This is a genomic window from Thalassospira sp. UBA1131, from assembly GCF_002311515.1.
In the GTDB taxonomy this organism is placed as follows: domain Bacteria; phylum Pseudomonadota; class Alphaproteobacteria; order Rhodospirillales; family Thalassospiraceae; genus Thalassospira.
Map to the genome: position 1 here is coordinate 1 of NZ_DCAO01000089.1, position 8,416 is coordinate 8,416.

7 protein-coding genes are annotated in these 8,416 nt (G+C 54.4%); 6 read left to right on the forward strand and 1 reads right to left on the reverse strand.

The features are described from left to right. Window positions 1–22: 22 nt before the first annotated feature. Window positions 23–922, reverse strand: coding sequence for a division plane positioning ATPase MipZ (locus tag B3Z49_RS13495; RefSeq protein ID WP_296991765.1), 900 nt, complete (start codon window positions 920–922; stop codon window positions 23–25). Window positions 923–1,161: 239 nt separating this feature from the next. Here B3Z49_RS13495 and B3Z49_RS13500 point away from each other — a divergent pair, with 239 nt between their 5' ends. The 6 genes from B3Z49_RS13500 to B3Z49_RS13525 all read left to right on the forward strand — a co-directional run. Beyond that, complete coding sequence (locus B3Z49_RS13500) at window positions 1,162–2,151, forward strand: hypothetical protein (protein WP_296991768.1); 990 nt, start codon at window positions 1,162–1,164, stop codon at window positions 2,149–2,151. A 31-nt stretch (window positions 2,152–2,182) separates the two neighbouring features. Further along, window positions 2,183–3,319, forward strand: a complete 1,137-nt coding sequence (locus B3Z49_RS13505; RefSeq protein WP_296991770.1) for an NAD(P)/FAD-dependent oxidoreductase — start codon at window positions 2,183–2,185, stop codon at window positions 3,317–3,319. A gap of 32 nt (window positions 3,320–3,351) precedes the next feature. Next, on the forward strand, window positions 3,352–4,530 hold the full coding sequence (locus tag B3Z49_RS13510; protein WP_296991774.1) for an endo alpha-1,4 polygalactosaminidase: 1,179 nt from the start codon (window positions 3,352–3,354) through the stop codon (window positions 4,528–4,530). 164 nt (window positions 4,531–4,694) lie between these two features. Continuing rightward, window positions 4,695–5,294 (forward strand): 2-hydroxychromene-2-carboxylate isomerase, encoded by a 600-nt coding sequence (locus B3Z49_RS13515; protein WP_296991777.1) that lies wholly within the window; start codon window positions 4,695–4,697, stop codon window positions 5,292–5,294. Between the two features lie 113 nt (window positions 5,295–5,407). Further along, window positions 5,408–6,757 (forward strand): NADP-specific glutamate dehydrogenase, encoded by a 1,350-nt coding sequence (gene gdhA / locus B3Z49_RS13520; RefSeq protein WP_296991779.1) that lies wholly within the window; start codon window positions 5,408–5,410, stop codon window positions 6,755–6,757. Between the two features lie 67 nt (window positions 6,758–6,824). Further along, on the forward strand, window positions 6,825–8,416 hold a 1,592-nt coding region (locus tag B3Z49_RS13525; protein WP_296991781.1), incomplete at its 3' end, for a thiamine pyrophosphate-binding protein.

An 8,416-nucleotide genomic window follows, 5' to 3' on the forward strand; every position in this document is an offset into this window, starting at 1 on the left:
ACAAGATATAGGCCGGATGCAGTCAGATCGGCAACTCCTCGCCGTCGGCCGGTTTGAAGCCGATCACTTCCAGAAGCGATCTGACTTCCTGACGGGCGGCCATGTGCGACATGCTCATCGGGATGCCGACACCCTTTTCACGCAGATCCAGCAGCGTCAGACCTTTGAGGAAAAGTTCGCGGTAAATCACACGTTCGCCAAATCCCGGCGCCTGACGGAAGCGGATACGATCAGCCAACTTGTCAACGATTTCGGCAATGTCACGTTTGTTGCGCGCATCAAGATGTGAAAGACGGTTACGCATGACGATCCAGTCAATCGTGCCGCCATCAATCGCCGCCCGACGCTTGCGCGCATCCCAGACCATCTCGGCATAGATGCTGGGCCCCTTGATATCAAGGCTGTCCGGGTCAATCCGCGCCAACATATCAAGGTCGATAAAGCTGTCATTGATCGGGGTAATCAGCGTATCGGCACAGGCATGGGCCAAACGAGACAGGTAATTGTCACTGCCCGGGCAATCCATGACGATGAAATTGCATCCGATCACCATTTCACCAAGTGCGGTCGTGAAGCGTTCGCGCTCGTCCAGCTTGGCTTGGTTGGCGTCAGGCAATTCGCTGCGATAAATCGGCCGATGATCGGGCACCGGAAGCTTAAGGCCTTTGCGTTCGTTAAAGGCGTTCCGGTTTTCGACATAACGTGTCAGCGTCCCCTGACGGGCGTCGATATCAAGCGATCCGACCTTGAATCCCATCTTCATCAGGGAAACGATCAGATGCATCGCCGTTGTCGATTTGCCTGACCCGCCCTTTTCATTGCCGATCACGATTACATGGGCGCGATTGGACGGCGGTTGTTTGTCCGTTGCCGTCTGCTGGCCCGCGCTGTCCCCGTTCGCGCCGGTCTGTTGCACCGTCATGATAAAATGCTCCGTATCTTCAGGCTTTTTGACTTTGTCCCCAAGGCCAACCTCCCCAATGAGCCCGTTTGCACCCAAAAATCAAGGTAAAAGAGATCACGTTAACAGGCATCGGTTGACTGCCCCCTAGCCAATCTAGATGCACAAAGGTAAAGATAAGGGTAGCGCAATACAAAAATGCGCCTGAAAACATATAGAAAGGACGCAATGTGAGGTATCGGGCGGCTTTGATCGGCAGCATGTTTGCAAGCCTTCTGGTGGCAGCACCACAGATGGCCGTCGCACAGCAAACCGGCGGGTTTGAACAAATCCCGCAAGACCAGAGCCCTATTGTCTTTGCCTCGGATGTCGAGGGTCAGAACAGCTTCCTGCGTCAGTATCGCGATAACAGCACGGTCTTTGTCGGCCGCTGGTATGCGCCACGCTCTGTAGGCGAATCCCCTGCCGCTGCAAGCGACCTTTACCTTGAAACGGTCTATACGACCTCCGCCCCCGGCTTTCGGTTCAGCACTGCCATGGCGTCCGAGCAGTTGCTTGATATGTTTGACGCGCTTCGCGGCCGCACCAGCCTGAATGGCGCAAGCTTCGTGCAGGAAACCCGATACGGCCCGATTGCCCTATCGCCCTTTACCCGCAACGGGTCGCAATGCGTTTCCTTTGTCGGGCAATGGGACCCGCAAACACCGGCCCAACGTGGCAGTCGACTGCTGGGCTACTACTGCACCCCGACACAGGTTCAGGCCACAAGTAGCAGCAGTGCGCCGCTCAGTGGTCTGCCAATGATTGATGCCCAGGAATTTGCCGCCGGATTCTTTGGCCGATTGAACATTGAGCTCGCGGAAAATTCGGCAATTGCCGCCACTGTTGTCGCACCAGCAGATGAAACCCCGCTTCAGCAGCCTGAAGGCGAAACCACCCCGCCGCCGATTGATGGCATTGATATCATCACCAACTGGCAATCGGTGCGTGGAACCGGCACGCTGCGCTTTGATCAGCCATCGGGCGAAGGCACAATGATCCTTGATGATCACCAACGTCATTGCGAGGGCATCTGGCGCCATGAAGGCGGCGCCTATCAAAGTGATACGCTTCCGTTCGGAAGTTGGTATGTCTATTGTAACGACAGCAGCTTTGCGCGCGGTATTTACACCAGCGAATCCCCGGCTGTTGTCACCGGCAATGGCAAGGACAACCAAGGACAGGCTGTCTATTTCCGCCAGGCAAACTAACCCCACCACCCTAACCAAGATATACGTGATCATGACTGCAGATATCCAAACCATCGTCATCGGGGCCGGCGTTGTCGGCCTGGCCTGTGCCCGTTCACTTGCCCGAACCGGCCGTGAAGTCCTGATCATTGAACAGCATGATGCGATTGGCACCGAAACCAGCGCACGCAACAGCGAAGTCATTCATGCCGGGATCTATTACCCGAAAGGCAGCCTGAAGGCCGAGCTTTGCGTCACCGGCCGCGAGATGCTGTATCGTTATTGCGAAAAAAACGGCATCGAACACAAACGCACCGGCAAACTGATTGTCGCCACGACCGAAGACCAAATGGCCGCACTGGCCGGGATCAAGGACAAGGCATATGAAAACGGTGTCACCGACCTTGTCTGGCTGTCCCGCGAAGAGGCCCTTGAACGCGAACCAGCCCTTCGTTGTGTCGGTGCCCTAGAAAGCCCGTCCACCGGCATTGTCGACAGCCACCAGTTGATGGTCACCCTGCTGGGTGAGGCGGAAAACAATGGCGCAACACTTGCGATCAACACCAAGGTCACGGCCGTCAGTTTCGAAAACGGGCTTTATAGCGTCTGCACCAACGATGCCGACGGCGAAGAAATGAGCCTGACCTGTGCTGAACTGATCGTTGCCGGTGGCCTGCACAGCCAGACACTGGGCCGCAACTTTACCGGCCTGCCACAGGCATCTGTCCCGCCGCAGCATTATGCGCGTGGTTGTTATTTCACGCTATCGGGCAAGGCACCGTTTTCCACCCTGATCTATCCAGCCCCCGAACAGGCAGGCCTTGGCATTCACCTGACCCTTGATATGGGCGGACAGGCGCGCTTTGGCCCGGACGTGACATGGGTTGATGCACCAAACTATGACGTCCCCGAAGAACGTAGGACCGCCTTTGCCGAAGCCATCCGCAAATACTATCCCGACCTTGATGAAAGTGCGCTTCAGACCGGTTATGCCGGGGTGCGCCCAAAAATTCAGGCCCCGGGTGAAGCGGCGCGTGACTTCATGATTGCTGATGAAAAACAGCACGGGCTTAATGGTCTTGTAATGCTCTATGGTATTGAATCACCGGGTCTTACTGCATCCCTTGCAATTGGCAGCCGGGTGACCGAGTTGATTACACAGCAAGGCGCAATGAAGGCAGCATCATAAGATCGCCCATATCATCAGCGATGGATAAAGGCATGGCCAAGCAACCTTACAGCACGTCAGGGCGAACCCGAAAACCGGCGCAAAATGCGTCTGGCGGAAATGCCGTGCCCAAATCCATCTCGCGCCGACATTTCCTTGGCACCGGTGCGGCGGGGCTTGGCGGGGCATTACTGGCATCCACACCACTTGGCGCAGTTGCACAGCAGCTCGAACCATTTATCCCAGCGCCCAATAGCCTGACCGAGGGTCTCCCCGGACTGACCGACACCGGTAAGCCCGAAAAAGACTTCGTCGAGGAAATGCGTGATTATGTGATCGCGATCAGTCGGTGGGCAAAAAGCTATCGCAGTGACTTTTCGATCATTGCGATGAATGGCCTGGAACTGACCGAGTTTCTTGAAAAAACCCTGTTTGCCACACGTGGCGTTGCGGAACCGGCCAGAAACTATTTACGTGCCCTTGACGGCATTTTGGTCGAAGCCCCGTTTTACGGCTTTGAGAAATATGGCGAAGCCACCAACGCCGAAGAAACCAAATACATCCTCGGTTATCTGGAACGGCTGAATCTTGAAGGCCTGCAGTATCTTGCGGTCGATTACACCGAAAATCGATCCGACATGGATAAGGCGCGCGCGCAGCTTCGGGGGCTGGATGCGCTTTATTACGCAGCCCCACCGCCGGGCATGCAGCTTTCATCCCTGGCAAAGGTTCCAAGCACACCTTTCGGGGCAAACCCGCATGTGATCGACAATATCCGCGAGGCAAAGAACTTTGCCCTGGTGCTCGATAGTTCGCCCTATGGCACGAAGGACGCCTATGTCGATGCGCTGGTTGCAACCAACTATGACACGCTGATCATTGATCCGTTCCATCGCGGGACCATTCCACTAACCTATGATGATATGAAGCGGCTTCGTTACAAGAAGACCGGGACACCACGGAACCTAATTTCGTATCTCAATATCGCGACGGCCGAGACATTTCGCTATTACTGGCAAAGCGGATGGCGTGCCGGAAGTCCCGATTTCATCAGTGAAGGCAACCTGATGGCACGTTGGGGACAGGAAAACCACGTGCATTATTGGTCACGCGAATGGCAAAGCATCATCTTTGGCAGCGAAAACAGCTATCTCGGCAACATCATGAAGCTTGGCTTCGATGGCGTTCTGATGGCGGGTATTGATGAATATTCCTGGTGGCTTGACTACTAGGCCGCGCAGACATTTCGCATTCCATCATCACAAACATATGACCTGAACCTGTGCGTGATTACGCCAAGGACATTTGACGCAGCACCCCTGTTTGGGCAGTGTGGTGGATACCGAATGTCGGCAAGTCAAAAACATAATCTGTATCGCGGTGCCAGGAGGCCCATATGTCCGAACCCATCATCCACTATTTCTTCGTGCAATCACCGTGGTCTTTTTTCGGGTTTCGCCGCGTTGTCGACATCGCCAAAAAACATGGCGTGGAAATTATCCATAAACCCTGCCGGGCAGCCGATGTCTGGGAACATGGCGGCGGCGTGCCTTTGGCAAAACGCCCGAAACCGCGTCAAGAATATCGACTTGTTGAACTGAAACGTTGGTCGGATTATCTCGGCATTCCGGTCAACCTGCATCCGACACATTTCCCCGTCGATGAAACACTTGCCGCGCGCACCATCATCGCCGTTCAGAACGATGGCATGGACGTAAGTGCTTTGACTGAAACCCTGATGGGGGATATCTGGCTGCGTGAACGTGATGTTTCGCTGCCCGCGACCGTGCGCGAGGCCCTGATATCAACTGGCCTGTCGACGGAATATCTCGAACATGCCGACTTGCCAGAGATCGCCAAGATTTATGACGAGAACTGCCAGTCCGCACGCGATCGCAACATCTTTGGTGTCCCAACCTATTTTGTTGGTAACGAGATGTTCTGGGGGCAGGACCGCCTTGATTTTGTTCAACGATCGCTTCAACAGAACCCCTGATCAAGCGCGCCATAGCACCTTAAAAACCACCAAAACAAAATATTATGTGGGCACTTTTTCGCCTCTGGCACGTTAACCAGAGCAGCAGAAACAGTAAAAAAGCCCGCATTTAAATGACACAAAGCGCATCTGATTTTCAAAAAGACTTCCTGAGCCGGCTTGAGGACAAGACACCGAACGAGCCGGAATTTCACCAGGCAGTGGAGGAAGTCGTCGGCTCCATTGCCGGTTGGTATCTTGATCAAACCGAGATGCGCAAAAATGCGGTTCTTGAACGCTGCACCGAACCGGATCGCGTGCTGCAATTTCGTGTGGCATGGGAAGACGATGACCAACAGATACAGGTCAATCGCGGCTGGCGCATTCAGTTCAATCAATCGATGGGGCCCTATAAAGGCGGCCTTCGGTTTGCCCCAACGGTAAGCACCAGTATCTTCAAGTTTCTCGGGTTTGAACAAACCCTGAAAAACAGCCTGACCGGCTTGCCGATGGGCGGGGCAAAAGGTGGTGCCGACTTTTCGCCAAAGGACAAATCTCCGCAGGAAATCGGCCGTTTCTGTCAGGCATTCATGCAGGAACTATATCGGCATATCGGGCCAGATACCGATGTGCCCGCCGGGGACATCGGCGTGGGCAGACGTGAAATCAGCATCCTTTTTGGTCACTATATCAAGCTGACGCAAAAGTGGACCGGTGCGCTAACCGGGAAAGGATGCCACTTTGGTGGCAGTGCCGGCCGCACAGAAGCAACCGGCTATGGCTGCATCTATTTCCTTGGTCACATGCTTGATCAGGAAAACAAGGAAATCAAAGACAAACGCATTGCGATCAGTGGCGCAGGAAATGTTGCGCTCCACGCCGCGCGCAAGGCCATAGAACTTGAAGCCAAGGTCATAAGTCTGAGTGACAGCTCCGGCACCATGCACTTCGCCGATGGCCTGACAAACGACCTTCTTGATCAGGTTGATGACTGGAAAAACAACCAACGCAAATCGCTGGCAGAATTTGACGGCGGCAAGAATGCTGAGTTCCTTGAAGACAAGAACCCCTGGGGGCTTGAGTGCGATATTGCCCTGCCCTGCGCAACCCAAAACGAGCTTGATGAACAAGACGCCAAGCAGCTTGTTGAAAACAAGGTGATGATGCTTTGTGACGGCGCGAACATGCCACTGACGGCAAAGGCACAGGAAGTATTCATCAACGCCAATATCCCGCATGCCCCTGGGAAAGCATCCAATGCCGGCGGCGTTGCGGTAAGCGGCCTTGAACAGAGCCAGAATGCGCAGCGTCTGAGTTGGGATACGGAAAACGTCGACAAACGCCTTCGTGAAATCATGTCCAAAATTCACAAGGACTGCATCGAAAACAGTCCGGACGGAAAAATCATCAATTATCGCGATGGTGCCAATCTCGCGTCGTTCAAGCGCGTAGCAGAAACCATGAATGCATTCTGGCTTTCGTAATCAAACCCGGCCGTTGATGCGATTGTAGTTTGCGGCTCTCTCACGACTGAAACCAAGGAGTTTCCCCATGAAAGTTGCCGATATCGCAATCAATTTACTGAGTGATCTTGGCGTCAAACATGTGTTTGGCATCCCCGGTGACGCGATCAATGACATTACATTTGCCCTTGAAAACAGGGATGAAATTGATTTCGTCCTTGTCCGACATGAAGAAGGTGGTGCGTTTGCCGCATCCGCACAGGCAAAACTGACCGGCAATCTTTCATGCTGTGTCGGCACGGCGGGTGGTGGTGCCATCCATCTTCTGAACGGCCTTTATGATGCCCGTCACGACCATGCCCCGGTTCTTGCCATCACAGGCCAAGTTGATTCGGAATTTATCGGCACCGAGTATCATCAGGAAGTGGACCTGAAAAAGCTGTTCGAAGACGTCACCGTCTATTCCGAGACAATCATGAATCCGGCACAGGCCCCGCGTATCCTCAAAGAAGCCTGCAAGGCCGCGATTGAAAATCGTGCACCCGCCCATGTCTGTATCCCGAACAATATCGCCAGTGCCGATTGCGCGGATGATCCGATCAATATTGCAACCTTGTTGGCAACCCGCGAAGTCTCCCCGTCCAGCGAGAAACTTGATCACGCTGCCAAACTGATTGATCAGGCATCAAAGCCCGTCATACTTGCCGGTATCGGTGGTGCCGAGGCAGCCCAGGAGATCTTTGATCTGGCGCACCGCATTGATGCACCGATCGTCAGAACCCTGCGCGCCAAAGACTGGCTTGATGACGACGATCCCATTTGCATCGGTGGGCTGGGCCTTTTGGGTGGCAAACCGGGTCAGGATTCTGTCGAAGATTGCGATTTGCTGTGCATCATTGGCGCCGATTTCCCCTATCAGGAATTTTTCCCCAAAGATGCCAAAACCATCCAGATCGATAGCAATCGCAGCCAGATCGGCAAAAGGCTTGATATTGATGCCCCGTTGATCGGCAGTGCCAGGCTATCGGTGCAGGGCCTTCTTGATCGCGTCACTCCCAAAGAGACCGAAACACAGCGCAAACACTGGATCGATAAGGTCAAGGATCAGCAAGACGATTGGGCAAAGATCGAAAAGTCCGACAAAAGCCCGCTTCACCCCGCAAGTGTCATGTCCGCAATCGGAGACCATGCCGCCGACGATGCCATTTTCCTGGTTGATACCGGAACGACCACAGCCTGGGCCGCGCGGCATTTGCGGGTAAAACGTAACCAGCGTTTTACCCTGTCATCCGGGCTCGGCACAATGGCCTTTGCCCTGTCCGGCGCCAATGGCGCGCAGCTTGCCTATCCTGATCGTCCGGTCGTCGCCATTGCGGGTGACGGCGCATTCAACATGCTGATGGGTGAACTTTTGACCGCTGCCGAATACGATCTGCCGATTACGGCGGTTGTCTTTGACAACAGCAAGCTTGGCTTCATCGCACTGGAACAGGAAGCCAAAGGTCTGCCCGAACATGCAATCGCCTTTAGAAATCCGGATATGGCGGCCATCGCCCAGGCTTGTGGCTGTCTAGGCCTGCGCGCGGAAAACACCAAGGAGCTTTCAAGCGCGCTGTCACAAGCGTTTGCAAGCAAGAAGCCAACCGTCATTCAGGTCCCGGTTGACCCTGACGCCCTGAT

Coding starts and splice junctions, on each gene's coding strand:
- B3Z49_RS13495 (WP_296991765.1), bottom strand. CDS start 922: ATGACGGTGCAACAGACCGGCGCGAACGGGGACAGCGCGGGCCAGCAG.
- B3Z49_RS13510 (WP_296991774.1), top strand. CDS start 3,352: ATGGCCAAGCAACCTTACAGCACGTCAGGGCGAACCCGAAAACCGGCG.
- B3Z49_RS13505 (WP_296991770.1), top strand. CDS start 2,183: ATGACTGCAGATATCCAAACCATCGTCATCGGGGCCGGCGTTGTCGGC.
- B3Z49_RS13515 (WP_296991777.1), top strand. CDS start 4,695: ATGTCCGAACCCATCATCCACTATTTCTTCGTGCAATCACCGTGGTCT.
- gdhA (WP_296991779.1), top strand. CDS start 5,408: ATGACACAAAGCGCATCTGATTTTCAAAAAGACTTCCTGAGCCGGCTT.
- B3Z49_RS13500 (WP_296991768.1), top strand. CDS start 1,162: ATGTTTGCAAGCCTTCTGGTGGCAGCACCACAGATGGCCGTCGCACAG.